Source organism: Streptomyces sp. NPDC127595 (assembly GCF_042671685.1).
GTDB lineage: Bacteria > Actinomycetota > Actinomycetes > Streptomycetales > Streptomycetaceae > Streptomyces.
On sequence record NZ_JBHXWK010000013.1, the window covers coordinates 144635 to 169045 of the forward strand.

The window sequence follows — 24411 nt, forward strand, 5'->3', positions numbered from 1 at the left end:
TCACCTGCCGGGTGTTGTGGGGGGCTGCGCGGACGGGGTGGCCGCCGTCGGCTGCACGGAGGTGCCGGCCATCGACGGAGTCGGGATGGGAAGCGCCGTCGGAGTCGGGGGCACGGTCGGAGCGGGAGTCGGAGCGGGAGTCGGAGTCGGGCTCGGCGTGGGGGCGAGCACCTCCGGCGGACGCACCACCGGGTTGCGCGCCGAGGACTGCTGGGCCGCCGGTCCGGGGACGCCCTTGACGGTGCCGTCCGGACTGAGGAACGCCGGGTCGCCGCCGGGGACCATGCCCAGCTCGCGCGCTCGGCGCTGGAGGGCGTCGGGCGCGGCGTAGGCGTCCACGTCCCGCTGGAGCGCCTGCTCCTCGTCGGTGAGGCTCTTGGTGTCCTTCTGCAGGTCGTCGAGCTGGAACGAGCCCGCGCTGAGCGCGGAGTTCAGCACGAGGAGGCCGATGAGACCGCCGCCGAGCAGCACCACGACCAGCAGGACGAAGGGGGTACGGGCGGCTGTCCCGGAACCGGCCGGGAGGAGCCTGGCGAGCCGAGCCGCTCGCCCTCTCAGTTCGGGTTTCCTACTCACACACCCTCCCTGCTGATTCGGTTCCCCAATTCACAGCGGCTCCCCGAGTTCGGATCTCCCACTCACAGCGGCTCCGCGAGTCCGAAAACCCAACCCATGCCACCCCGGGGGTCTGGGCCCCCAACTCGCTCCGCTCCGCGGGTTGGGACGTCCTACTCGGGCGCCGACCGGGCGTCCGGATACCCAACCCACTCGCTCCCGCGAGTTTGGATGCCGAACCGAGACGCGGACCGCGAGTCGGGACATCCCACTCCCACAACCCCGCGAGTTCGGGTTTCCGACTCACTCGTCCTCCCTCTCCGCGCGCCTCACTCGGCTTCCTCGCGGATCCGCTGTGCCCCCCGCAGCCGGGCGGGAGCCGCTCGCCGGTTTTCGGCGACCTCTTCCTCGGTGGGAAGTTCGGCACCGCGGGTGAGCAGCTTGAGCCGGGGCTGGTAGCGCTCGGGCACGACCGGCAGGCCGGGCGGCGCCGTGTTGGCGGCGCCCGCAGCGAACACCTGCTTGACCAGGCGGTCTTCCAGCGAGTGGTACGACAGGACGGCGATCCGGCCGCCGACCGCGAGCGTCTTCACGGCCGCGGGGATCGCCCTTTCCAGGACACTGAGTTCGCCGTTGACCTCGATGCGCAGCGCCTGGAAGGTGCGCTTGGCGGGGTTGCCGCCAGTGCGCTTGGCGGCCTGGGGAAGCGAGTCGCGGATCAGCTCGACGAGCCGCGCGCTGTTGCTGAAGGGATCCTTCGCGCGTTCGCGGACGACCGCCGACACGATCCGCTTGGCCTGCTTCTCCTCGCCGTACGCCCGCAGGATCCGCACCAGTTCGCCCGGCGGGTAGGTGTTGAGCACCTCGGCCGCGCTCATGCCGGTCGTCTGGTCCATGCGCATGTCGAGCGGGGCGTCCTGCGCGTACGCGAAACCGCGGTCCGCCTCGTCGAGTTGCATGGAGGAGACGCCGAGGTCGAACAGGATGCCCTGGACGCGCGGGATGCCCAGGCGGTCGAGTACGTCCGGGAGTTCGTCGTAGACGGCGTGCACGAAGGTCGCGCGGTCACCGAAGGGGGCGAGCCGCTCTCCGGAGAGGCGCAGTGCCTCCTTGTCGCGGTCCAGGGCCACCAGCCGGGCTTCGGGGAACTGCGTGAGGAGCGCTTCGCTGTGTCCGCCGAGCCCCAGCGTGCAGTCGACGACGACGGCTCCGGGCCCGGCGAGGGCCGGGGCCAGCATGTCCAGGCACCGCTGGAGCATCACCGGGACGTGTCGACTCTCGCTCAAGGGGCCCTCTCAGATCCACGCGGCCGTACGCACCGCCAGGTCCCCGCCCGCTCGAGAAGGGGAGGCCCGCCGGCGCCGGGGGAATGGCGTCGGCCGACCGGGAGCGGGAGGAGGCCGAGCCGTACGTACGCGCCGCGCACGTGGGGAGACGCCGGAAAATCGCCGGGTCCCCGGGGGAAACAGTCCAGCAGGGAGAGCCTCGCCTCCCACTTCGCGTCACTTTAGTCCACGGTGTCTCGCGGTCAATCAACCGGCATGCGCGTCGTGAGTCCGGCTGCCGATGAAGCCGTGGATCGAGAAGAACAACCCGTCCGGGCGAGCCGACACCGCCCGTGTGGGTTACCTCACAACAAGCCACGATGGCGTTCTTTGTCCCCTCTCCCGGCAGGACCGCTTCATGTGTGCCAAGTACCGTCATAGGCATGACGACCTCCGCTTCTGTTCCCACTGAGCCCGAAGGCGCCATAGCGGGCGACGGCACCGTGACCGACCGTCTCGTCGACGCGAACCAGCGGTACGCCGCCGCCTTCACCGATCCCGGGATGGACGCCCGTCCCGTCCTGCACGTCGCCGTGGTCGCGTGCATGGACGCACGGCTTGACCTGCACGCCGCGCTCGGTCTGGAGCTGGGCGACTGCCACACCATCCGCAACGCGGGCGGAGTGGTCACCGACGACGTGATCCGCTCCCTCACGATCAGCCAGCGGGCGCTCGGCACCCGCAGTGTCGTGCTCATCCACCACACCGGCTGCGGCCTGGAGTCGCTCACCGAGGACTTCCGGCACGACCTGGAGATGGAGGTCGGCCAGCGCCCCGCCTGGGCCGTCGAGGCCTTCCGCGACGTCGAACAGGACGTACGGCAGTCGATGCAGCGTGTACGCACCTCGCCGTTCCTGCTGCACACCGGCGACGTGCGCGGCTTCGTCTTCGACGTCACCACGGGTCTGCTGCGCGAGATCGACCCGGTCTGACAATCTTCATCGGGCCTTCACGGTGGCTTTCTGGGCCTCGTGGGAGCCTCTGTTCACTAAAAATCATGAACCCGAGCCGACCAAAAAACCGCAAGGCAGACATATCGCGGCCAGTTATCCACAGGCGGATGACACGAACCGGTAACGGCAACAAGAATGCGGGTGTGGCGTCACGCGGAAGTGTTCCCGCGTGGTGTCCGTGTTTCGAGGTGGGCCGGTCCGCACAGGGCGTCGGCCCGCGAAAGGGCCGAGGAGGGCCGGGTGACGACCTATGACGATCGAGCGAGCCTTACAGATCTGACCGCCACTGTGGAGCGTGTCCGCAGTTCGGTGGAAGGGGTGATCGAAGGCAAGCCTGAGGTCGTACGGCTTTCGCTGACCGTGCTGCTCGCCGAGGGCCATCTTCTGATCGAGGATGTTCCGGGCGTCGGCAAGACGATGCTCGCCAAGGCGCTGGCGCGGTCGATCGACTGCTCGGTGCGGCGTATCCAGTTCACGCCCGACCTGCTGCCTTCGGACATCACGGGTGTGTCCATCTGGGACCAGCAGCGGCGGGACTTCGAGTTCAAGCCGGGCGCGATCTTCGCGCAGATCGTGATCGGCGACGAGATCAACCGCGCCTCACCCAAGACGCAGTCCGCACTCCTGGAGTCGATGGAGGAGCGCCAGGTCACCGTCGACGGGACAACGTACGAACTGCCGGCCCCCTTCATGGTGGTGGCCACGCAGAACCCGGTCGAGATGGAGGGCACCTACCCTCTGCCGGAGGCCCAGCGCGACCGTTTCATGGCCCGTGTCTCCATCGGCTATCCCAGCGCGGAGGCCGAGTTGCAGATGCTCGACATCCACGGCGGGGTGAGCCCGCTGGACGACCTCCAGCCGGTGGCGCACGCGCACGAGATCGTGAAGCTGATCGACGCGGTCCGCACGGTCCACGTCGCCGACGCCGTGCGACGCTATGCGGTGGAACTGGTCGGGGCCACGCGCACGCACCCCGACCTCAGACTCGGCGCCTCACCGCGTGCCACCCTGCATCTGCTGCGCGCGGCGAAGGCGTCCGCCGCGCTCAGCGGCCGGGACTACGCGCTGCCGGACGACGTCCAGGCACTCGCCGTGGCGGTCCTGGCCCATCGTCTGCTGCCCACGGCTCAGGCACAGTTGAACCGGCGTACGGCCGAGCAGGTCGTCCAGGAGATTCTGCAGCGCACCGCCGTTCCGGCCGCGCCCCAGCAGCAGGCCGGCTTCACGGTGGGCCGCGGTACGACCGCCTACGGCCAGCAACCGCCCCGGAGGCTTGGATGACGCAAGGAGGGACGGGGTACGCCGCCGAGGAGGACAAGGGCGGGCTGCGCACGGCGCTCGCCGGGCTCACCACACGGGGGCGCTCCTTCCTGGCCGCCGGAATCGCCGCCGCGATCTGCGCCTACGTCCTGGGGCAGAGCGATCTGCTGCGGGTCGGCCTGCTCCTCTCCGTTCTGCCGCTGGTGTGCGCGACCATGCTGTACCGCACCCGTTACCGGGTCTCGGGCAGCCGCAGACTCGCCCCCGCGCGCGTGCCCGCCGGTTCCGAGGCCCGGGTTCATCTGCGGATGGACAACGTCTCGCGGCTGCCCACCGGTCTGCTGATGCTCCAGGACCGGGTGCCGTACGTGCTCGGTCCTCGGCCCCGGTTCGTGCTGGACCGGGTGGAGGCCGGCGGCCGCCGCGAGGTGTCCTACCGGGTGCGCTCCGACCTGCGCGGCCGCTATCCGCTGGGCCCGCTGCAACTGCGGCTGACCGACCCCTTCGGGATGTGCGAACTGACGCGTTCCTTCTCGACGTACGACACCCTGACCGTCATCCCGCGCGTGGAACCGCTGCCGCCGGTGCGGCTGACCGGCGAGGCGAAGGGGTACGGCGACGGGCGGCAGCGTTCGCTGGCGCTGGCGGGCGAGGACGACATCATCCCGCGCGGCTACCGCTACGGCGACGATCTGCGCCGGGTGCACTGGCGCCTGACCGCGCGTTACGGCGAGCTGATGGTCCGCCGCGAGGAGCAGCCGCAGCGCTCCCGCTGCACGGTGCTGCTCGACACCCGGGGCATCGCCTACGAGGGTGCCGGACCGGACTCGGCCTTCGAGTGGGCGGTCTCGGGCGCGGCGTCGTCGCTGGTGCACATGCTCGAACGGGGCTTTTCGGTACGGCTGTTGACCGACACCGGCAATTCGGTGCCCGGCGAGGGCGCCGACGGGTTCGCGGGCGCCAGCCAGGAGTCGGCGGACGCGGCCGGGATGATGATGGACACGCTCGCCGTCGTCGACCACTCGGACGGCACGGGTCTGTCCCGTGCGTACGACGTGCTGCGCGGCGGGAACGAAGGGCTGCTGATCGCCTTCCTCGGCGATCTGGACGAGGAACAGGCCACGGTGCTCGCCAAGATGCGCCAGCGCAGCGGCGGGGCCGTCGCCTTCCTGCTGGACAGCGAGGCCTGGATGCGGGAACCGACCGATGTCCCCGGTCCGTTGGACAAGAGCGAGGAACAACTGCGCATGCTGCGCGAGGCGGGCTGGACGGCTGTGAGGGTGCCACGAGGGGCGGGGATCGCCGACCTGTGGCGTGAGGCGGACCGGCAGCGCACGGGCGTCGCGTCGACGGGAAGTACGGCAGGGGGTGGTGCTGCGTGAGCGGGCGTGCGCGTCTGGCGCTGTGTGCGGCGGCGGCCACTCTCATGGCCGCGTGTGCTCTGCTGCCGCTGGTCGATCCGGCGACCTGGCTCTTCCAGGCGGCGTTTCTGCTGGCGTTGCAGTCCGGTGTGGGCGCGCTGACCCGGCGGGTTCCGCTGGCCAGGCCGCTGACCGTGGCCGTGCAGGCGGTGGTGACGCTGCTGCTGCTGACGCTGGTCTTCGCCCGGCAGCAGGCTTTCCTCGGGATGATCCCGGGGCCCGAGGCATTCAACCAGTTCGGGGTGCTGCTGCAGGCGGGCGCGGACGATGTCGGACGGTTCGCGATTCCGGCGCCGCTGTCCGACGGCATCCGGCTGATGCTGGTCGGCGGCGTGCTGGTGATCGGGCTGGCGGTGGACGCGCTCGCGGTCACGTTCCGCAGTGCGGCTCCCGCCGGACTCCCGCTGCTCGCGCTGTACTCGGTCGCCGCGGGGCTGTCCGGCGGCGGTGCCGCGTGGCTGTGGTTCCTGCTCGCGGCCGTCGGTTATCTGATGCTGCTCCTTGCCGAGGGCCGCGACCGGCTCTCGCAGTGGGGCCGCGTCTTCGGCGGGGCGTCCCGTACACCCGGCCCCGAGTTGGCCTCGGACGGCGCCGTCGCGCCCGTCCGCACGGGGCGGCGCATCGGCGCCGTCGCGCTGGGCATCGCCCTGGTGGTGCCGCTCGCCCTGCCCTCGCTCGACGGCGGCCTGCTGGGCGGTGCCGGTGCGGGCGTCGGCTCGGGCTCCGGTGGCGGCGGCACGATCTCCGCGGTGAACCCGCTGGTCTCGCTCCGCGACAGTCTGAACGTGGACGAGGACCGCGAGGTCATGTCGTACCGCACCAACACCGACGACACCCAGGACATGTATCTGCGGATCGTCTCCCTGGACGACTTCGACGGGACGGCCTGGAAGCCGGCCCAGCGGCACATCGACGATGTGCCGGAGACGTTCCCGGCGCCGATCGGCCTCGGGAGCGATGTCCAGCGGACCTCGATCCAGACCAGGGTCTCAGCGGCCGACTGGTACGCCCAGGACTGGCTCCCGATGCCCTACCCGGCCAGCCAGGTGGATATCCAGGGCAGTTGGCGGTACGAGCCGGTGGGGCGCACTCTCGTCGGGGACCACGGCCAGAACACCCGAGGCGTGCAGTACGAGGTCACCAGCCTTCTGGTCCAGCCGACCGCGGAGCAACTCGCGAACGCGCCCGAGCCGGATCCGGCCCTGAAGCGCGAGTTCACCGAGGTGCCGGACTCGCTGCCCTCGGTAGTTGCCGACACCGCGCGCCAGGTCACCGCGGGCTCGGCCAACCACTACGAGCAGGCGGTCAAGCTCCAGGACTACTTCGCCGTGAGCGGCGGATTCACGTACGACACCGAGGTGCAGGTCGGCAGCGGTTCCGCCGCGATCGCCCGCTTCCTGAAGGACAAGGAGGGCTTCTGCGTCCACTTCTCCTTCGCGATGGCGGCGATGGCCCGCACGCTGGGGATACCGGCTCGCGTCGCGGTGGGCTTCACGCCCGGTTCTGCACAGCCCGACGGTTCGATGACGGTGGGGCTGCGGGACGCGCACGCCTGGCCCGAGCTGTACTTCGAAGGGGTGGGCTGGACGCGCTTCGAGCCGACTCCGAACCGGGGCTCGGTACCGGAGTACACCCAGCCGGAGACGTCCGGCACCGATGTGCCGGCCGCACCGCAGCCGACGACGTCGGCGTCCTCGGAGCCCGCCGCCTCGGCGTCGGCCACCGAGAGCTGCTCCGCGCAGGAGCGGAAGCTCGAGGCCTGCCCGAGCGAATCCGCGCTGGCGGCGGTGGGCTCCGACGACGACGGTATTCCGTGGCTCCAGATCCTGGGACTGGCCCTGGCCGGACTCCTGGTGCTGGGAGTGCCCCTGCTGCCGATGCTGTGGCGCATGCGGATTCGAGGCCTGCGGCTCGGCGGGCACGGACGCACCGAGGCGGATGTGGCCGTGTACACGCTGGGTGCCTGGCTGGAAGTGACCGATACGGCGTGGGACTACGGGATCGAGCCGGACGACTCGCAGACGCCTCGCAAGGCCGCCGCGCGGATCGTTCGTCTCGGGCTCCTCGAACCGGCGGCCGCGGACGCGGTGCACCGGCTGGCGGCGGCGGTGGAGCAGGTGCTCTACGCCCCGCGTCCCCTTCCGACGGCGGGCCTCGCCGAGGACGCCCGTCAGATCGCGGATGCCTTCCGCGCCTCGGCTAGCCGTCCTGCCCGTCTCCGCGCACTTCTCGCCCCTCGCTCGGCCATCCGGGTGGCCTGGGCGGCCTCCGCCCGCTGGGCGGCGCTGACCGCCCGTCTCGCGACCCGGTGGGACACCTTGCTGCGGCGTCCTTCGGGGCAGAACGGCTGACCGACCCGTGCACGATGTGCGGCCCTCGCCCTGACCTGGGGTGGGGGCCGCACAGCTGTCCGCACTGAGGCGGAGGTGGGGACGGTCCAATAGCCCGGCGCTCACGGGGGGCCACCCTTTGCGGGATGGCCGCCGCCCCCAGCGGCTCGCACGCCCACAGCCACGACACGACTGCCACCACTCACGGTTTCAGGGCGTGCGTGAGGGGGTGTCCACCTGATTCGGTGGACACCCCCTCACGGAATGTCTGTAGCGGCGCGGCTTGGAGGGCTATTGGCCCTGTTCGTCGCGGCGGCGCTGCCAACGTTGTTCGATGCGGTCCATCAAGGAGCGGCGCTGTCGGCCTTGACCGCGTGCGGCCGGCGCGCCACCCGGCGCGGTCGGCTGCTCACCCGGTTTGGGGGCCTTGCGCCAACCGGTGACGGCAAGCACCGCGCAGCCCAGCATGACGAGAAAACCCACCACGCTCAGCCAGATCTGCACCGTGACCATTCCGGCCATGAGGAGCGCGATACCCACCAGGAAGCCCGCGACCGCCTGGTACACCCGTCGCCGGGTGTACGTACGCAGCCCGCTTCCCTCAAGCGCTGTCGCGAACTTGGGATCTTCGGCGTACAGCGCTCGCTCCATCTGCTCGAGCATTCGCTGCTCGTGCTCCGAGAGCGGCACGGAGTCCTCCTCATCGTGCAGTCGCCGGGGCGACCGGGGGTCCCCTTCAGGATAGGCAGGGAATCGCCCCCGTGAAACCCGCCCCTCTACGCCAATTCGCCGACCGGAAGCCGCCATGACGCCCGGATCCACTGAGGCGTACATTCCCCAGGAACCGGCCTGTCATGCCGAACGGTCTCCCTCGATCATACGGCGCCGAGCGCCCGATCGGGGGGCCTGTGGCGTACTCCATCTGCGGCCAAGCCCCTGATCAGCGGTGCACCGCAGCAGGCTGCTCAGCCCTCACCGGCCCCCGGTGTCTCACCGAGCACATGAAGCTGCGTCGCCACGGAGTGGAACGCGGCGAGTTCGGCTGCTGCGGCCTCCAGTTTCAGCAGTGCTTCCAGGGCCCCGGGCTCGGTGTCCACGAGGACGCCGGGGACCAGGTCGGCGAAGACCCGCACGCCGTGCACGGCGGCGACGTTCAGGCCCGCGCCCTCGACCAGGGCGGTGAGCTGCTCGGCGGTGAAGCGGTGGGGTACGGGATCACCCTCGCCCCAGCGTCCGTCCGGGTCATGGAGCGCCTGCCTGGCCTCCGTGAAGTGCCCGGCGAGGGCGCGGGCCAGCACGGCTCCGCCGAGGCCTGCGGCGAGGAGGCTGAGGACGCCTTCGGGGCGCAGGGCGTCCACCACGTTGCGGACGCCCTGGGCCGGGTCGTCCACGTACTCCAGGACCCCGTGGCACAGCACCGCGTCGTAGCCACCGCGCTCGACGACGTCGAAGAGGCCGTGCGCGTCGCCCTGGACGCCGTGCACCCGGTCGGCGACCGAGGCCTCGGCGGCCCGGCGCTCCAGCGCGAACAGCGCGTTCGGGCTGGGGTCCACGACGGTGACGCGGTGACCGAGGCGGGCCACGGGTACCGCGAAGTTGCCGCTGCCGCCCCCGGTGTCGAGAACGTCCAGGGATTCCCTGCCGGTGGCTTTGACCCGGCGGTCCAGGGCGTCCTTGAGGACCTCCCAGACCACGGCGGTTCGGAGAGAGGCGCGGGGGCGCATCGGGTCCGGCACGGCAGTTGACTCCTCGGCGCGGCACCGCCTCTTGCGCGGCGGAGCGATCGGGGGGCCTCCCGGTGCCCTTTCGGGTCGGAAGGCTTCAGGCACTTCCACCCTAGTGGGCGGCGAAGCGATCATCGCCGATCGGCTCCGGAGTCACGAACCCGTGTGGTCGCCGGGGGAAACGGTGCTCCGCGGCCTCCGTGCCGGTCAGCCCGCGTCCGGGACTTGGTGGTCTCCCTCCTGCCGGGGCTGGGGCAGCACGGGCTGCAGTACCAGCATCCGCTCGACGAGGCGCAGGAACATCGCCACGTCACGTATCAGGTCGTCCGCGTCGCGGCGGCCTGCCGCGCCCTGTATGCCCGCCTCGGCGCGGGCACGGCGGGTCGCTCCGGAGGCGAACAGCGCGCTCCACTCGGCGAGTTCGGGCGCGATTTCCGGGAGCACTTCCCAGGCGCTCCGGATGCGTGCCCTGCGTCGGGGGGTGGGTTCGGGGCGGCCTCGCGCGGCCAGGACGGCGGCGGCGGTGCGCAGGGCGGCCAAGTGCGCCGTCGCATAGCGCTCGTTGGGCGTTTCGAGGGCGGTCGCCTCGTCGAGTCCGGCGTGGGCCTGTGCGAGCAGTTCGAGGGCGGCGGGTGGGGCCGTGGCCCGGCGGAGCACGGGGTGCACATCGCTCGCCGGGCCGGTCAGTGAGGGGGCAGGGCCGGTGGCGCGGCGCCGGTGGGAGGCGGCTGCGGATGAGTTGGCCATGACGAACCTCCTGTCGTCTGTGTGACGGCTCTGTGGCCGTATGTGTCCATCGTGAGGTATGCCACTGACAATCCGGCCTGACCTGCATTTTTGCTTCGATAGACAGTTCGAGATACTTTTTGCACTGACCAGTCAGTGCAAAAAAAGTCGACCCCCCGGTCGGCTCGAAGAGGGGGAGCTGTGGGCGAGCAACGCGGAGTCGCCGTCAGTGCCGAGGGGTTCGGGCTCAAGGGGCCGCGCGGCTGGGCGTTCCGGAACGTGGGGATCACGGCCGAACCCGGTTCGCTGATCGCGATCGTGGGGCCGTCCGGTTCCGGCCGGACCTGTCTGCTGCTGGCGCTCGCCGGACGGATGAAAGCCGGCGAGGGGCAGGCCACGGTCGGCACCTGCCGGCTGCCCGGGCAGATGTCCGCGGTACGCCGGATCAGCGCGCCCGCCCATGTCCCCGGCGTCACCGACCTGGACCCGGCGCTGACCGTAGGGGAGCACCTGCTGGAACGGGCGCTGCTGCAAAGGCGGTTCGGCGGCTCGCTGCGGGGGCTGCTGCGGCCACGTGCCGAGCGGATGAACGAGGCGAAGTTGCGGATCGGCACCGCCCTGGCCGCCGCCGGGCTCGACCGGGAGACGCTGCCCAAGGGCTCCCGGACCTCCGTACGCGATCTGGAGCGCCTGGAGGCGCTGCGGCTGTCCGTCGCGCTGGCCCTCGTCGGCCGTCCTCGACTGCTCGCCGTCGACGACCTCGACCTCAAGCTGTCCGATGCGGAACGGGCCGAGGCCTGGGCCCTGTTGCGGTCAATCGCCGAGTCCGGGACCACGGTGATCGCGGTGTGCCACGAGGCTCCGGAGGACGCCGTCATCGTGTCCACCAGGCCCGACGACGTGCCGGAAACCGCGGCTGAGCAGCAGCACGACGAGTACGACGAGAACACCGCCAACGCCAACGACACCAAGGAGACGGCCGATGCGCTCGCCGAAACTCGCCTCGCTTGAGCTCAGGCGCTTCGGCAGGGGCAAGCTCCCGCGAGCCGCGCTGGTCGCGCTCCTGCTGCTGCCCCTGCTCTACGGCGCCCTCTACTTGTGGTCGTTCTGGGACCCGTACGGCCGTCTCGACCGCATCCCCGTGGCGCTCGTGAACGACGACAAGGGGGCGACCGCCGCGGGCATGAAGCTGACGGCGGGCGACGACATCACCAAAGGGCTGCGCGACAGTGACACCTTCGAGTGGCACGAGGTGGGCGCGGCCGAGGCCCGGGAGGGCGTCGAGGACGGCAGGTACTACCTGTCGTTGACGATGCCGAGCGACTTCAGCGAGCGGATCGCCTCCAGTTCCGGGGAGTCGCCGGAGACGGGCGCGCTCCAGGTGCGTACGAACGACGCGAACAACTACATCGTCGGGCAGATCTCCCGGACGGTGTTCAGCGAGGTGCGCACGGCCGCGTCCACGAAGGCCTCCCGGTCGTTCCTCGACAGGATCTTCGTCTCCTTCTCGGACATCCACGGGGAGACCGAGAAGGCCGCCAAGGGGGCCGACAAGCTGGAGAGCGGGATCGGCACGGCGGAGAAGGGGGCCGAGGATCTAGCGGACGGTCTGAAGGACGCCAAGTCGGGCAGCGGGAAGCTCTCCTCGGGCCTGAAGAAGCTGAACACCGGTGCGGGCGACCTGGAGGACGGCTCGCGGCAGGTCGCGGACGGTACGCAGACCCTGGCCGACAAGGTCAACGGAGTCGCGGACGAGGTGGGCCCCTTCGTGCAGGACAACGAGAAGTCGATCGGTGACACGGCCCAGCTGGTCGCCGACGCCGCCTCGGGGATCCGCGCCAATCTGGACACCCTGGTGGAGACGGCCCCGGCCGCCGCCAAGGGTTCCCACACGGCGTCCGCCACCCTGGACACGGTCTACAAGGCACGCTGCGAAAGCCTGCCGGTCCCCGACGCCGCATGCCCCGACCTGAAGAAGGCCAAGCAGGCGGCCGCGGACGTGACTGCCGTCGCCGACGACGTCAACACGCTGATCGAGGACCAGGACGGCGATCTCGACAAGCTGGACAAGAACCTGGCGACGCTCCAGAAGCAGGCCCAGGCCCTCGCCGACCGCTCGCCGAACCTCTCCGAGGACCTCACCGACGCCGTCTCCAGGATCAACGAGCTGAACGAGGGCGCCGGAAAGGTCGCCGACGGAGCGGAGTCGCTGCACTCGGGGCTCGCCACGGCCAAGACCGGTGCGGCGGACCTCGACACGGGTGTCGGAAAACTGAAGACGGGCGCGGGCGACCTGGACACCGGCCTGTACAAGCTCGTCGACGGCTCCGGCACGCTCGCCGACGGACTGCACGACGGCGCCGGCCAGATCCCCGACTACGACAAGCAGGACCGCGACCAGCGGACCGAGGTCATGTCGGACCCCGTGCAGCTCGCCTCGCAGGACCTCCACAAGGCGCCCAACTACGGCACCGGTTTCGCCCCGTACTTCATCCCGCTGTCCCTGTGGGTGGGCGCGATGGTGGCGTACATGCTGATCCAGCCGCTCAACCGGCGCGCGCTCGCGGCGGGCGGCTCGGCCTGGCGCATCGCGCTGGCGGGCTGGCTGCCGGTGACCGCCATAGGGGTGCTGCAGACGGCGGCCCTGATGTCCGTGCTGCACTGGGCGATCGGCCTGGAGATGGCCCACGCGGCCGGGACGGTGAGCTTCCTTTTCCTGGTGACGGGGTGCTTCGCGGCGATCGTGCAATGGCTGAACGCACGCTTCGGAGCGGCCGGCCGGATCCTCGTCCTCGCCTTCCTGATGCTCCAGCTGACGTCGGCGGGCGGCACCTACCCCGTCCAGACCAGTCCGGGCTCCTTCAACGCGATCCACCCCTTCCTGCCGATGAGTTACGTGGTCGAGGCCCTCAGGAGGCTCATCACAGGAGGCGGCCTCGGGCCGGTCTGGCAGGCGTGCGCCGTGCTCGCGGCCTTCACCGCGGGCGCCCTGGCTCTCACCGCCCTGTCCGCCCGCCGTAAGCAGGTCTGGACCCTCGACCGGCTGCACCCGGAGCTGAGCCTGTGACCGTGCGCGGGAGCGTTCCTGTGACAATCAGGGCCATGGAAAGCAGCAACACCACGGCAGCCGGCGGCAGCCGCCGCGAGGCGACCCGCCAGAAGCTCTACGAGGCAGCCGTCACCCTCATCGCCGAACAGGGCTACTCCGCCACCACGGTGGACGAGATCGCCGAGCGCGCCGGGGTCGCGAAGGGCACGGTCTACTACAACTTCGCGAGCAAGTCCGTCCTCTTCGAAGAGCTGCTGCGGCACGGCGTCGGCCTGCTCACCGCCTCTCTCCGGGAGGCGGCGGAGAAGACCGCCAGGGACGGCGGCAGCAAGGTCGACGCACTGGACGCGATGATCCGGGCCGGGCTCGTCTTCATCGACCGCTATCCGGCCTTCACCCAGCTCTACGTGGCCGAGCTGTGGCGCACCAACCGGGCCTGGCAGTCCACGCTCATGGTCGTCCGGCAACAGGCGGTCGCGGTCGTCGAGGACGTCCTGCGCGACGGCGTGGCGAACGGCGAGCTCAGCGACGAGATCGACATCCCGCTCACGGCCTCCGCGCTGGTCGGCATGGTCCTGGTGGCCGCCCTGGACTGGCAGGCCTTCCAGCCCGAGCGCTCCCTGGACGACGTCCACGCGGCGCTCTCGCGGCTGCTCCAGGGGCGTGTGAGCGGCAACCGCTGAGACTCTCCGCGTACCCGGCACTCACGAAAGCGCCGGTCCGATGTGGTCGCGTCCCCCGCGGACCACTCGAACCGGCGCTTCGCCGTGCTCCCCCCGTATCTCCCCCGTACTCCCCCCGTATCTCCCCCGTTGGACCCCGACCGGTCAACCCGGGTCCCCCGTTGCCTCGCTCCCGCCGACGAATCGGCGGAAGGAGCGGCCAAGGGCGCGAGAACCGTTCCGCCGCCCCGTGTCGGCGGTACCGGAGCCGCGCCCCCTTCCGTGTCTCCACTCTGTCGTTCACGCAGGTCGGGCCCATCCGCGCGGGTACTCATCTCACCCACTAGGTACGAGTACTCAGCCCTGCGCTCTCAAGCCCAGGACGCACCGTTGCCGACTGGTTACGATCGCCTCCGTGTCCGTACTCCCCCTGGTCTTCACCAGCGGCTGGGCCAGCGGCATCAACGCGTACGCGGTGGTGCTGCTCCTCGGCCTCTTCGGCGCGACCGGCCTCAGCGACGACGTCCCGGAGTCCCTTCAACGCCCTGAGATCCTCGTCACAGCCGGCGTTCTTTTCCTCTGTGAGGCGGTCGCCGACAAGATCCCGTACGTGGACTCGGTGTGGGACTCCGTGCACACGGTGATCCGGCCCGTGTCGGGTGCCGTGGTCGGCGCGCTGCTCGCCGGACAGAGCGGTTCGCTGCCGGATCTGGCAGCGGGTGCGATCGGCGGTTCGACCGCGCTGGCGAGCCACACCGTCAAGGCCGGGACGCGGATGGCGATCAACACCTCGCCGGAACCGTTCAGCAACGTCGTCATGAGCACCGCCGAGGACCTCGGGGTCGCGGGGATCCTCACCTTCGCGATGTTCCACCCCGAGGCCGCCGCGATCATCGCGGGCGTCCTGCTGCTCGCCGGTCTTGTGGTGCTCTTCTTCCTGGTCTCGCGGATCCGTCGGTTCCGGCGCCGCAGGGCGCAGCGCCGGGAGGAGAAAGAGCTGGCGGCACGGGTGGGGCGATCGCCCGACTGACCGCCGGGCGGGATTGTCGGTGGCGGCCGATAAAGTCCCTGGCATGGCACGAATTGCGGTGATGGGCGCCGGGATGGGCGCGATGGCGGCCGCCGCCCGGCTGGCCGTCGCGGGCCACCGGGTGGTGGTGTACGAGCGCACGGCGACGTACGGCGGAGCGCTGCGCCGTGTCGAGCGCGACGGTTTCTCCTTCGACACGGGCCCCGGGCTGCTGCCGCTGCCGGCGGTCTATCGCGACCTGTTCCTCAAGACGGGCAAGGAGCCGCTGGAGTCGTGTGTCGAGCTGGTCCAGGTGGACCCGTCCTCACGCCATGTCTTCGCCGACGGCACGGACGTCTCCTTGCCGAACGCGTCCCGCGCGGGCGTCGTCACCGCACTGACCGAGGCGCTCGGCGCGGGAGCGGGCGACCGGTGGGGCGACTTCCTGGTGCGGGCACGCGAGGCCTGGGACCGCACCCGCAGGCCGCTCCTGGAGGAGCCCCTGTGGCCCAACTGGCAGGTTCTCGCCGAGCGCGAGCCGTACCCGGCGGTGCCGCACAAGCGGCTGCTGCGCACCCGGCGGGCCGCCACCCTCGCCGAGGTCGGCGCCTGGGAGCTGCGCGACCCGCGCCTGAGCGCCCTCCTGGAGAGCCACGCCCTCGCGTACGGCCTTGACCCGCGCGTCGCCCCCGCGAGCGCCGCCGTGCTGCCGTACATGGAGCACGCCTTCGGCACCTGGTATGTGCGCGGCGGGATACGGGAGCTGGCGCGCGCGGTGTACGAGCGGTGCCTGGCCCGGAAGGTCGAGTTCGTCTTCGGTGCCGAGGTCACGGGGGTCGTCGAGAAGGACGGCCGGGCCGCGGGGGTCGAGCTGCGGGACGGGACCGTCGCCGAGGCGGACACGGTCGTCGGCAGCGGACCCTGGCGGCTGAGCGGCCTGAGCCGTCCCGAGCTGTACGCGGGGGACGACGTACAGCCGACCCCTGAGACCCTCTTCGCCGGCAAGGTCGTGGTCTGTCTCGCGCTGCGCGGCGCGCGCGAGGAGGGCGCCGCGCACCGCACGGTCGTCCACACCACCGACCGGCAGGCGGAGCTCGACCTCTTCGGGTCCGGTACCCCGCCCGAGCAACCGACCGTGTGGGTCGAGCGGCCGAACGACCTACGGCTGCGCCCCGATGACGCGCACGAATCGGTGGTACTCACGTCTACCGTGCCGTCCCAGGCCCACCACGACTGGACGGCGGCCGGGGCCGCGGAGGCGTTCGCGGACCGTATGACCGCCGCCGCCGAGCGGGCCGTTCCGGGGCTGCGTGAGCGGGTGCTGTGGCGCGAGGTGCGCACTCCCGTGCACACGGAGGAGGAGACCGGCGCCGTGGGCGGCGGGATACCCGCGCCCTCGCTGTCGGGCGCGGCGGGGACTCGGCTGCACCCCGCCAACAGCACTCGCCTGCCGGGTCTGTTCGCGGTCGGCGGCTGGGCCCACCCGGGCGGCGGCCTGCCCCATGCGGGCATGTCGGGCGCGCTGGTGGCCGGACTGATCGTGGAAGGACCGGAGTTCCGGGGCTCGCGGTGATCCCGGCGCGCTGAAGCGGAAAAGGACCCGCACCAAGTCAGGTGCGAGCCGCACTCGGTACCGGTGACGCCCCTCGAACCGGTGACACCGTTCAGTACCGGTGGTGCCGCCCCTCAGTACCGGTACTGCTGCTCGTCGTACCCGGTGCCGTTGTTGTTGCCGTTGTTGTTGCCGTTGCCGTTCTCCTGGTACGGATACGGCTGCTCCGGCGGGAGTTCGCCGCCGTACTCGTCGGTGCGCTGCTGCGGCACCCAGACGCCACCGGGCGGAGTTCCGTCACCGTACGTACCGGCGGCGTACTGGTCCTGCCCGTAGCCCTGCTGCCCGTACTGCTGCTGCTCGCCGCCGCCGTAGGTGGTGTTGTCGTACGAGGCACCGCTGTACGTCTGCGTGCCGATGTACGGGTCGGAGTAGGCGGCGTACTGCTGCTGGCCGTTGGTGTCGTAGCCGTACTGCTGCTGGTCGTAGCCGGAGTAGCCGTCGTACGCATAGGCCTGCTGGTCCTGGCCTTGGGCGGCGTTCGCGTACGACTGGTCGGCCGCTGTCGCGTACGCGTTGGCGTCGTACACGCCGTAGGAGCCGGTGTCGTCGGGCAGGGGCTGCGGCTCGTACACGGCGGTGCTCTCGGCGGCGCTGGGCTCGCCCGAACCCGGCGGCATGAAGCGGTCGGACTGCGCGGGTGAGAAGACGTTGTCCTCGCTCGCGAACTCGTCCTGCTCCGGGAATTCCGTGGCGTCGGCCGCTTCGAGGCCGGAGACCTCCAGCGTCGGGTCCTGGTGCTCGGGCTCACCGCGGCGACGCTTGCTCTTGCCCTTGGCCTTGTCGGCGCCCTGGCGGTTGCCGACGGCCCAGCCCTCCGCGAAGCCGCGGCGGAACGAAAGCGTCACATACGTCTGGCCGACCGCGAACGCGGCAGCGCCCAGGCCGATGACCACGACGGAGGGGATCAGCACACCGAAGACCACGCCGAGGAAGCCCGCGAAGGCGAGCAGCCGGTAGCGCAGCCGTGCCTTGTACTGCAGCAGGACCTCGCCGAGCAGCCAGAGCGCGACGACGCCGAAAGCGATATAGAGGACCGTCCAGCCCATGTACGCCCCTCTCCCAGTGGCCGCTACGCAGTGTGTCGTACGTGGGTGCGACCGGTCTAGGCCTGCTGTGGGTGGTGCAGACCCAGATTGTCGTAGATTTCCAGCGTTGCCGTGGAGTTGTTGAGCGTGATGAAGTGCAGTCCGGGGACTCCCTCGGCCAGCAGCCTCGCGCAGAACTCCGTCGCGAACTCGATGCCAATGGAGCGTACAGCCGCCGCATCATCTTTGGCTGTGAGGATCCGCTCTTTCAGATCGTCCGGGAACGACGCGTTGCTGAGCTTCGGAAGCCTCTCCAGCATCTTCACACTCGTCACCGGCATGACCTCAGGAATCACCGGAGTCGCGCAGCCGGCCGCGGCGACGCGATCGCGCAGGCGGAGATACGACTCGGGGTGGAAGAACATCTGCGTGATCGCGTAGTCGGCGCCGGCGCGGCACTTGTCGACGAAGTGACCGGTGTCCAGGTCCCAGGCCTCGGAGCGCGGGTGCATCTCGGGGAAGGCCGCGACACCGACGCAGAAGTCGCCCGACTCCTTGATGAGACGGACGAGATCGGCCGCATAGGTCAGGCCCTGGGGGTGCGGCACCCAGTCACCCATGGGGTCACCGGGCGGGTCGCCGCGCACGGCGAGGATGTTGCGGATCCCGGCGTCCGCGTACTGGCCGATGATGTTGCGCAGCTCCGCGATGGAGTGGTTGACCGCGGTGAGGTGGGCGACCGGGGTGAGCGTCGTGTCGGCGACGATCTGCTGGGTCTCCCTGACCGTGCCCGCACGGGTGGATCCGCCGGCTCCGTAGGTCACTGACACGAAGTCGGGTGCGACCGCTTCCACCCGGCGCAGCGCGTTCCACAGGTTCCGCTCGCCCTTGGGGGTCTTCGGCGCGGAGAACTCGAAGGAGTACGTCTTGTTGCCGGTCGCGAGCATGTCGCGCACGGTTCGTGCGTGGTCAGTCCTGGTGGAAGCAGATCCGAGGGCCATACCCGCAGGTTAGTCAGGGGGATCGGGTCCCCCAACCGCACAGCCGAGAATTGTCCGGTTTGTCGAATTCTTGTCCACTCCTCGGACAGGGCCCGGACAACTATTCGGCCAATCGGACAGCGCTTCAGACAGCCCAGGCAGTCCAGGCAGCACCTCGCACAGCTACTCGGAAAGACCGTCGGACGGACACCAGGAAAGCCCGTCGGACGGTTACTCGGAGAGCTGTACGCCGCTACGCGGAGAGCTGTACGCCGCGCAGCCGCTTCGCGAACTCCGCCGCCGCCGCTCCCGGGTCGTCCGCCTCCGTGATCGCCCGCACCACGACGGCGCGGCGGGCCCCCGCCTCCAGCACCTCGTCGAGGTTGCCGAGGTCGATGCCTCCGATGGCGAACCAGGGGCGGTCGGTGCCCAGCGAGGCCGTGTACCGGACCAGGTCCAGGCCGGGTGCGTGGCGGCCGGGCTTGGTGGGGGTCGGCCAGCAGGGGCCGGTGCAGAAGTAGTCCACGCCCTCCTGGACGGCGGCCGCCGCGGCCTCGGACTCGGCATGTGTGGAGCGGCCTATCAGGACCTCGTCGCCGAGGATGGCGCGGGCGGCGGGAACCGGGAGGTCGCCCTGGCCCAGGTGCAGCACGTCGGCGCCGGCCGCGTGGGCCACATCCGCCCGGTCGTTGACCGCGAGCAGCTTGCCGTGGCGGGCGCAGGCGTCCGCGAAGACCTGGAGGTGCTCCAGCTCCTCGGCGGCCTCCATGCCCTTGTCGCGCAGCTGCACGATGTCGACACCGCCGTCCAGGACCGCGTCCAGGAAATCGGCGAGGTCGCCCTGGCTCCTGCGGGCGTCCGTGCACAGGTAGACACGGGCGTCGGCGAGCTGTGTGCGTGCGGTGGCGGCATTGTCGGGCATGCGTGTACCCCCGTGGTCGGTGCGTGGGGACCACGGCGGCCGGGGTGGTCCATGGCCGCCGTGGTCCGAACGTCGGACAGTCTTGTCTCGGTCAGACGGCGAGCGCCTGGGCGCGGCGCTTCACCTCCGTGCCGCGATTCTCGCTGAGAGCCTGTGCGGGGGTGCCGGGCAGGCTCGGGTCGGGGGTGAAGAGCCACTCGAGCATCTCTTCGTCGGAGAAACCGTCGTCCCGCAGGAGCGTCAGGGTGCCTGTCAGGCCCTTGACGACCTTCTGCTCGGCCCCGTCGATGAAAGCGGCGGGGACGTGCAGTGCGCGGTTCTCACCACGGCGTACGGCGATCAGCTGGCCCTCCCTGACCAACTGCCGGACGCGCGTCACCTCGACACCGAACTGCTCGGCGATGTCGGGGAGGGTGAGCCAGGCGGGGACGAGAGCATCGATCTTTGCGTCAATCTCGGTCACAGGACAAGCCTGCCATCCCGGACTGACACTCGGTAGCCGAGTCCCGTCAGGATCGGGTCATGGCACGGCCGGACCGCCCGCCAGGACCGGGTCACCGCACGGCCGGACCGCCTGTCAGAACCGGGTCACCGCGCGGCGGGATCGCCCGTCAGAACCCGGTCACCGCATGGCCGGACCGCCCGTCACGACCAGGTCACCGCACGGCGGACCGCCCGCCAGGCAGCGGTTCCCGGCGCCGGTTCCGCCCACGGCGAACCAGCCCCGCCTAAGGCGTCAGCGTCGCCGTCTTCAGCGGCCGCGAAGGGTCCGACAGCAGCTCCGGGTCCATCGGAGTGCCCGCCTCGATGAGTTTCCGGCCCTGGGCCAGGTCCCTCGGCCGGCCGACCGCGAGGAGGGCGACCAGGCGGCCGTCGTGCAGCCAGCAGACCGTCCAGGCGGCGCCGGACGGGTCACCGCGCCAGACGGTGGTGTCCGCGGGGGCGTGGTGGCCGACGTACTGGACGAAGCGGCCGAACTGCTCGGACCAGAAGTACGGGACGGGGTCGTACGCCATTGGGGACTCGCCGATGATGTTCGCCGCCACCGTGCGCGGGCCCTGGAGGGCGTTGTCCCAGTGGTGGACCAGAAGGCGGTCCTCGTACCTTCCCGAAGGGAAGGAGGCGCAGTCGCCGACCGCGTAGACGTCCGGCACCGAGGTGCGCAGATGGTCGTCGGCCACGACCTCGCGGTGGGCGCCGAGCTCGATGCCGGAGCCGCTGAGCCAGGCGGTGGCGGGGCGCGCTCCGATGCCGACGACCACGGCGCCCGCGGGCACCCGGGAGCCGTCGTCCAGCACCACCGCGCCGGGCTCGACGCGCTCCACGCGCGCGTGGGTGCGCAATGTGGCCCCGCTGTCCGCGTACCAGGCGGCCATCGGGGCGGCCACCTCGGCGGGCAGCGCCCCGGCGAGCGGCCGGTCGGCCGCCTCGATGACGGTCACCACGCACCCCGCCTCACGCGCCGCGGTGGCGAACTCGGCGCCGATCCAGCCCGCCCCCACCACCACGATGTCGTGCTGCTGGGCGAGCACGGGACGCAGCCGTTCGGCGTCGTCCAGGGTGCGCAGCAGATGAACCCCGGGCACGCCCTCCGCGCCCGGCAGCCGGATCGGTTCCGCGCCCGTCGCGATGACCAGGGCGTCGTACGGCACCGGCCCCGCGGCCGTGTCCAGTTCGTGGTCCCCGGGGCGTACGCCGAGCGCCTCGCGCCCGAGCCGCAGGTCGATGCCCAGTGCCTCGAAGTCGAGGTCGAAGGCGGAGCCCTCGGCCTTGCCGAGCAGTACGGCCTTGGACAGCGGTGGCCGGTCGTACGGCTGGTGCGGCTCCGCCCCGATCAGCGTCACGCCGCCGGTGAAGCCCTGTTCCCGCAGGGCGACCGCGGTCTGTACGCCCGCCATGCCCGCGCCCACGACGACGACCTGCCGTACCGTCCGCTCCTGAACCTGCGTCTTCTCGGTCACCTGATCACCATAGACAGCTGACAATTCGTCAGTCAGGTGGCGTGCTCAGTGACCTGCTCCACACCGCCCGTCCTGACCTGCTCCGCGTCACCCGGCGCGACCTCCTCCACGACGCTGGTCCCGCTGCCCCGCTGTGACTCCCACTCCCAGGTCTCCTCCAGGCGCACGCGCCCGTCGGGCAGCTCCGTCACGCGGGACACGCAGTGCCCCGAGGAGGTGCTGCCGTCGCGCTTCAGCTGTACGTACCGGAAGTCGAGGCGGTCACCCTCGCGGGTACCCAGGAGATGGCCGCGTACGACGTCGCCGCCCGCGTACTCGGCCCAGATCTCGCCGTCCTGCTCGTGGTACGTGAAACGGGTGCGGGTACCCACCTGACCCGGCGCCTGGTCGGCGACCGGGGACAGGACGAGACCGTCGAGCGAACGGGCCATGGACGGAGGCTCCCTTACTGAGACATACGGCAGCGAGCTAGGCTGGCCAACGTAAAGCACTCGCGGGAGTCCGGACGCACCGGGCTGAGAGGGAGGCTGGAACGGCCTCCGACCGTACGAACCTGATCCGGGTCATGCCGGCGAAGGGAGGAGCTGGACGCCCATGTCGCGTACGCCATCAGACACATCCCACACTTCAGGCACCACAGATGTCCTGGTCATCGGGGGCGGAATCATCGGGCTGGTGACGGCCTGGCGGGCCGCGCAGCGCGGGCTGACGACCACGGTGGTGGACCCGGAGCCCGGCGGCGGTGCCGCGCAGGTCGCGGCCGGCATGCTCGCCGCCGTCACAGAGCTGCACTACGGCGAGCAGACCCTGCTGAGCCTCAACCTCGACTCCGCGCACCGCTACCCGGACTTCGTCGCCGAGCTCACCGAGGCGACGGGGCAGGACCTCGGCTACCGCCGCTGCGGCACCCTGGCCGTCGCACTGGACGCCGACGACCGCGCCCACCTTCGCGAACTGCACACCCTGCAACGTCAGTCGGGGCTCGACTCGGAGTGGCTCAGCGGCCGTGAGTGCCGCCGCCTGGAGCCGATGCTCGCGCCCGGCGTGCGGGGCGGGCTGCGGGTCGACGGCGACCACCAGGTCGATCCGCGCCGGCTCGCGAAGGCCCTGGTCACGGCGTGCGAGCGGGCCGGAGTGGTGTTCCGCCGGACGTGGGCCGAGCGCCTGGGCGTGGTACGGAACCGGGCCCAGGGAGTCGTCACCGCGGACGGCACCAAGCTGTCGGCCGGGCAGCTGGTCCTCGCCGCGGGCAGCCTCAGCGGACGCCTCGCGGGCGTTCCCGAGGCCGTGCTGCCACCCGTGCGCCCCGTGAAGGGGCAGGTGCTGCGGCTGACCGTGCCCCGGCCGTACGCGCCCTTCCTCAGCCGCACCGTGCGTGCCGTCGTCCGCGGCAGCCACGTCTACCTGGTGCCGCGCGAGAACGGCGAGCTCGTCGTCGGCGCGACCAGCGAGGAGCTGGGCTGGGACACGACGGTGACCGCGGGCGGCGTGTACGAGCTGCTGCGCGACGCCCATGAGCTGGTCCCCGGGATCACCGAGCTGCCGCTCACCGAGACGCGCGCCGGACTGCGCCCCGCCTCGCCCGACAACGCGCCGCTGCTCGGTCCGACCGAGCTCGACGGGCTCCTCCTGGCGACCGGGCACTACCGCAACGGCGTCCTGCTGACCCCCGTCACCGGTGACGCGATGGCGCACGTCCTGACCACCGGTGAACTCCCGGACGTCGCACGCCCCTTCTCCCCCAAGCGCTTCAGCCCGGCCCGCACGGAGCAGCCCGCATGAGCATCCTCGTCAGCGTCTTCGTCAACGGAGAGCGGCAGCGGATCGCCGCCGGCACCGCTCTCGACACCCTCGTCGCGGCGCTCACCCCGGCCCCGTCCGGAGTCGCCGCCGCGCTCAACGAAACCGTCGTCCCGCGCGGACAGTGGTCCTCCACCTCCCTCTCCGAGGGAGACCGCGTCGAAGTCCTCACCGCCGTCCAAGGAGGCTGACCCATGGCCGACGATCCCTTCGTCCTCGGTGGTACGTCCTTCTCGTCCCGTCTGATCATGGGTACGGGGGGTGCGCCCAGCCTCGATGTCCTGGAGCGCTCGCTCGTCGCCTCCGGCACGGAGCTGACGACGGTCGCGATGCGGCGCGTAAACGCTTACGTGCACGGTTCGGTGCTGTCCGTCCTCGACCGGCTCGGCATCCGGGTGCTGCCGAACACGGCGGGCTGCTTCACCGCGGGCGAGGCCGTACTGACCGCCCGCCTCGCGCGCGAGGCGCTGGGCACCGACGTGATCAAGCTGGAGGTCATCGCCGACGAGCGCACGCTGCTGCCCGATCCGATCGAGCTGCTCGACGCGGCGGAGACGCTGGTGGACGACGGGTTCACCGTGCTGCCGTACACGAACGACGACCCTGTGCTCGCGCGGAAACTCGAAGACGTCGGGTGCGCCGCGATCATGCCACTGGGGTCGCCGATCGGGTCCGGGCTCGGGATCCGGAACCCGCACAACTTCCAGCTGATCGTGGAGCACGCGCGCGTGCCGGTGATTCTGGACGCGGGGGCCGGTACGGCGTCCGATGCCGCGCTCGCGATGGAGCTGGGGTGTGCGGGGGTGATGCTCGCCTCCGCCGTGACCCGGGCCAAGGAGCCCGTGCTCATGGCCGAGGGCATGCGGCATGCGGTGGAGGCGGGGCGGCTCGCCTACCGGGCGGGGCGGATTCCTCGGCGGCACTTCGCCGAGGCGTCTTCCCCTGCGGAGGGGCTCGCTCGGCTGGATCCGGAGCGGCCTGCCTTCTGACTGCCGTCCGTGGTTGCTGCTTCAGGACTTCCCCGCCCGCGCACCGCCCGTTTCCACCCCGTTGGAAGGTGTGCGTTCTCCCGTGGGGGTCCCCTCCGTCGGCGG

General features: G+C 71.0%; 23 protein-coding genes and 1 riboswitch. Of the genes, 12 read left to right on the plus strand and 11 right to left on the minus strand.

The features are described 5' to 3' along the window. Together ACFVKT_RS33390 and rsmH are read right to left on the minus strand one after the other, a co-directional pair. Positions 1–576, minus strand: a complete 576-nt coding sequence (locus ACFVKT_RS33390; RefSeq protein WP_385738537.1) for a hypothetical protein — start codon at positions 574–576, stop codon at positions 1–3. Positions 577–884: 308 nt separating this feature from the next. After that, the gene (gene rsmH, locus ACFVKT_RS33395) at positions 885–1841 is read right to left on the minus strand and encodes a 16S rRNA (cytosine(1402)-N(4))-methyltransferase RsmH (RefSeq protein ID WP_385738539.1); all 957 of its coding nucleotides are present in this window, start codon (positions 1839–1841) and stop codon (positions 885–887) included. A gap of 422 nt (positions 1842–2263) precedes the next feature. Between rsmH and ACFVKT_RS33400 the strand changes: the two genes are divergently transcribed. From ACFVKT_RS33400 to ACFVKT_RS33415, 4 genes are all read left to right on the plus strand, one after another. Next, positions 2264–2812, plus strand: a complete 549-nt coding sequence (locus ACFVKT_RS33400; protein WP_385738541.1) for a beta-class carbonic anhydrase — start codon at positions 2264–2266, stop codon at positions 2810–2812. 261 nt (positions 2813–3073) lie between these two features. Then, the gene (locus tag ACFVKT_RS33405) at positions 3074–4114 is read left to right on the plus strand and encodes an AAA family ATPase (protein WP_385738543.1); all 1041 of its coding nucleotides are present in this window, start codon (positions 3074–3076) and stop codon (positions 4112–4114) included. Continuing rightward, positions 4111–5475 (plus strand): DUF58 domain-containing protein, encoded by a 1365-nt coding sequence (locus ACFVKT_RS33410; protein ID WP_385738545.1) that lies wholly within the window; start codon positions 4111–4113, stop codon positions 5473–5475. Before ACFVKT_RS33405 ends, ACFVKT_RS33410 begins: the two co-directional genes overlap by 4 nt. Then, positions 5472–7865, plus strand: coding sequence for a DUF3488 and DUF4129 domain-containing transglutaminase family protein (locus tag ACFVKT_RS33415; RefSeq protein ID WP_385738547.1), 2394 nt, complete (start codon positions 5472–5474; stop codon positions 7863–7865). Before ACFVKT_RS33410 ends, ACFVKT_RS33415 begins: the two co-directional genes overlap by 4 nt. 270 nt (positions 7866–8135) lie before the next feature. Here ACFVKT_RS33415 and ACFVKT_RS33420 read toward each other — a convergent pair whose 3' ends face one another. The 3 genes from ACFVKT_RS33420 to ACFVKT_RS33430 all read right to left on the minus strand — a co-directional run bounded on the left by ACFVKT_RS33420 (position 8136) and on the right by ACFVKT_RS33430 (position 10315). Continuing rightward, positions 8136–8534, minus strand: coding sequence for a DUF3040 domain-containing protein (locus ACFVKT_RS33420; protein ID WP_385738549.1), 399 nt, complete (start codon positions 8532–8534; stop codon positions 8136–8138). Positions 8535–8809: 275 nt separating this feature from the next. Continuing rightward, positions 8810–9580 (minus strand): methyltransferase, encoded by a 771-nt coding sequence (locus ACFVKT_RS33425; RefSeq protein ID WP_385738551.1) that lies wholly within the window; start codon positions 9578–9580, stop codon positions 8810–8812. 195 nt (positions 9581–9775) lie between these two features. Continuing rightward, a complete protein-coding gene (locus ACFVKT_RS33430; protein WP_385738553.1) occupies positions 9776–10315 on the minus strand; it encodes an SAV_6107 family HEPN domain-containing protein in 540 nt (179 codons plus the stop codon). A 180-nt stretch (positions 10316–10495) separates the two neighbouring features. Between ACFVKT_RS33430 and ACFVKT_RS33435 the strand changes: the two genes are divergently transcribed. The 5 genes from ACFVKT_RS33435 to ACFVKT_RS33455 all read left to right on the plus strand — a co-directional run bounded on the left by ACFVKT_RS33435 (position 10496) and on the right by ACFVKT_RS33455 (position 16587). Further along, positions 10496–11305, plus strand: coding sequence for an ATP-binding cassette domain-containing protein (locus ACFVKT_RS33435; protein ID WP_385738555.1), 810 nt, complete (start codon positions 10496–10498; stop codon positions 11303–11305). Further along, positions 11277–13361 carry a YhgE/Pip family protein gene (locus ACFVKT_RS33440; protein WP_385738557.1) on the plus strand — a complete coding sequence of 695 codons (2085 nt, stop codon included), beginning with the start codon at positions 11277–11279 and terminating at the stop codon, positions 13359–13361. The genes ACFVKT_RS33435 and ACFVKT_RS33440 overlap by 29 nt, the downstream gene beginning before the upstream one ends. Positions 13362–13396: 35 nt before the next feature. Next, entirely contained in the window at positions 13397–14026 is a 630-nt protein-coding gene (locus ACFVKT_RS33445) for a TetR/AcrR family transcriptional regulator (RefSeq protein ID WP_385738559.1), read from the plus strand. Between the two features lie 394 nt (positions 14027–14420). Further along, complete coding sequence (locus tag ACFVKT_RS33450; RefSeq protein ID WP_385738561.1) at positions 14421–15035, plus strand: DUF4126 domain-containing protein; 615 nt, start codon at positions 14421–14423, stop codon at positions 15033–15035. A 43-nt stretch (positions 15036–15078) separates the two neighbouring features. Continuing rightward, positions 15079–16587: a phytoene desaturase family protein gene (locus ACFVKT_RS33455; RefSeq protein ID WP_385738563.1), complete on the plus strand. Its 1509-nt coding sequence runs from the start codon at positions 15079–15081 to the stop codon at positions 16585–16587. A gap of 113 nt (positions 16588–16700) precedes the next feature. On the opposite strand, the gene ACFVKT_RS33460 is transcribed toward ACFVKT_RS33455, so the two are convergent. The 6 genes from ACFVKT_RS33460 to ACFVKT_RS33485 form a co-directional block, all read right to left on the minus strand. Then, on the minus strand, positions 16701–17675 hold the full coding sequence (locus tag ACFVKT_RS33460; RefSeq protein WP_385738565.1) for a hypothetical protein: 975 nt from the start codon (positions 17673–17675) through the stop codon (positions 16701–16703). 56 nt (positions 17676–17731) lie between these two features. After that, positions 17732–18655 (minus strand): methylenetetrahydrofolate reductase [NAD(P)H], encoded by a 924-nt coding sequence (gene metF, locus ACFVKT_RS33465; protein ID WP_385738567.1) that lies wholly within the window; start codon positions 18653–18655, stop codon positions 17732–17734. A gap of 232 nt (positions 18656–18887) precedes the next feature. Next, the gene (gene thiE, locus ACFVKT_RS33470; protein WP_385738569.1) at positions 18888–19556 is read right to left on the minus strand and encodes a thiamine phosphate synthase; all 669 of its coding nucleotides are present in this window, start codon (positions 19554–19556) and stop codon (positions 18888–18890) included. 91 nt (positions 19557–19647) lie between these two features. Then, on the minus strand, positions 19648–20019 hold the full coding sequence (locus ACFVKT_RS33475; RefSeq protein ID WP_365427474.1) for an Rv2175c family DNA-binding protein: 372 nt from the start codon (positions 20017–20019) through the stop codon (positions 19648–19650). Between the two features lie 265 nt (positions 20020–20284). Next, entirely contained in the window at positions 20285–21454 is a 1170-nt protein-coding gene (locus tag ACFVKT_RS33480; protein WP_385738731.1) for an NAD(P)/FAD-dependent oxidoreductase, read from the minus strand. A 95-nt stretch (positions 21455–21549) separates the two neighbouring features. Next, a complete protein-coding gene (locus ACFVKT_RS33485; RefSeq protein ID WP_385738571.1) occupies positions 21550–21948 on the minus strand; it encodes a hypothetical protein in 399 nt (132 codons plus the stop codon). 52 nt (positions 21949–22000) lie between these two features. Beyond that, positions 22001–22115, plus strand: a riboswitch (TPP riboswitch). Between ACFVKT_RS33485 and thiO the strand changes: the two genes are divergently transcribed. From thiO to ACFVKT_RS33500, 3 genes are all read left to right on the plus strand, one after another. Continuing rightward, complete coding sequence (thiO, locus tag ACFVKT_RS33490; protein WP_385738573.1) at positions 22112–23299, plus strand: glycine oxidase ThiO; 1188 nt, start codon at positions 22112–22114, stop codon at positions 23297–23299. It overlaps the preceding riboswitch by 4 nt. Beyond that, complete coding sequence (gene thiS, locus ACFVKT_RS33495) at positions 23296–23508, plus strand: sulfur carrier protein ThiS (protein ID WP_385738575.1); 213 nt, start codon at positions 23296–23298, stop codon at positions 23506–23508. The genes thiO and thiS overlap by 4 nt, the downstream gene beginning before the upstream one ends. 3 nt (positions 23509–23511) lie before the next feature. Next, positions 23512–24306 (plus strand): thiazole synthase, encoded by a 795-nt coding sequence (locus ACFVKT_RS33500; protein WP_365427465.1) that lies wholly within the window; start codon positions 23512–23514, stop codon positions 24304–24306. The last annotated feature ends 105 nt before the right edge of the window (positions 24307–24411 follow it).